Raw genomic sequence first — 1280 nt, forward strand, 5'->3', positions numbered from 1 at the left:
CGCCAGACACATCGCGGTTCCTGGCGACTCGCCACATTCGGCGGCGGTGGGTTCGCGTTCATGGCGATCCGCCAGGAACCGACATCCGGCCGTTTCTGGCGACTCGCCAGGAACCGTGAGAGCGTGTCGCAGTCCATGGCGATCGGCCACGAATGCGCGGGGGGCGAGCGGGGCGATCCGCCGTGGGCGGAGCCGCCGCAGGCGGAAACGGATGCGGTCACCCCAAGCTCGACGCAGGCTGGGGGGCATGGCAGAAGAAGGCAAGATCCCGCAGTTCGGAGCCGAGGCGCGGCGCGAGCTGTTCCACCAGAGGGTGCTCGTGCTCGACGGTCCGCTCGACGATGACAACGGCACCCTCATCGCGACGCAGCTGCTCGCGCTCGCGGCCGAGGACGAGGCATCCGACATCGCCCTGTGGATCCACTCTCCGGGCGGATCGGTGCCGTCGATGCTCGCGATCCGCGACATCATGCGGCTGATCCCGAACGACGTCGCGACCCTCGCGCTGGGCCTCGCGTGCAGCGCGGGGCAGTTCCTGCTGTCGGCGGGCACGAGGGGCAAGCGGCGGGCGCTGCCGCATGCGAGGATCCTCATGCATCAGGGCTCGTCGGGCATCGGCGGCTCGGCGGTCGATGTCGAGGTGCAGGCCGACGACCTGCGGTACACGCGCGACACGGTGCTTGCGCTGGTCGCCGAAGACACCGGTCAGGGCATCGACCGCATCTTCGAGGACTCGCTTCACGACCGCTGGTACACCGCCGCCCAGGCGCTCGACTACGGATTCATCGACGGCATCGTCGAGGACTTCGCGCAGATCGTGCCGCGACGGCGGCGTCCCGCCGGTCTCGGCGTTCCGCCGGAGCGGACGAACGAGGTGGCGGCATGAGCTCCTACACGATCCCCAACGTCGTGGCGCAGCATCCGCGCGGCGACCGCATCATGGACGTCTACTCGCACCTCCTCGCCGAGCGCGTTGTCTATCTCGGCACGGGTATCGACGCGGGTGTCGCGAACGCGCTCATCGCACAGCTGCTGCACCTGGATGCCGAGAGCCAGGACCGCGACATCCAGCTGTACATCAACTGCGAGGGAGGCGACCCGTCGGCGATGCTCGCCGTGTACGACACGATGATGCATGTCCGACCGGATGTCGCGACCACGGTGGTCGGTCAGGCCATCGGCGTCGGCGCCGTGATGCTCGCCGCCGGCGCGGCGGGCAAGCGCGCGGTGCTCCCGCACGCGCGCGTGGTGCTGCACCAGCCCGCCGGGCAGGGGCGCGG

General features: G+C 70.0%; 2 protein-coding genes. Both read left to right on the plus strand.

What is annotated here, in order from left to right; all coding sequences use genetic code 11:
* The first annotated feature begins 247 nt into the window (after window positions 1–247).
* Complete coding sequence (locus tag EIO58_RS18115; RefSeq protein WP_127820576.1) at window positions 248–886, plus strand: ClpP family protease; 639 nt, start codon at window positions 248–250, stop codon at window positions 884–886.
* Window positions 883–1280 (plus strand): ClpP family protease (locus EIO58_RS18120; protein WP_127820577.1); only part of this gene is annotated, 398 nt, incomplete at its 3' end. The genes EIO58_RS18115 and EIO58_RS18120, both read left to right, overlap by 4 nt.

Origin of the sequence: Microbacterium sp. CPCC 204701 (assembly GCF_004010105.1) — a bacterium.
Classification (GTDB): Bacteria; Actinomycetota; Actinomycetes; order Actinomycetales; family Microbacteriaceae; genus Microbacterium.

Coding starts and splice junctions, on each gene's coding strand:
- EIO58_RS18115 (WP_127820576.1), top strand. CDS start 248: ATGGCAGAAGAAGGCAAGATCCCGCAGTTCGGAGCCGAGGCGCGGCGC.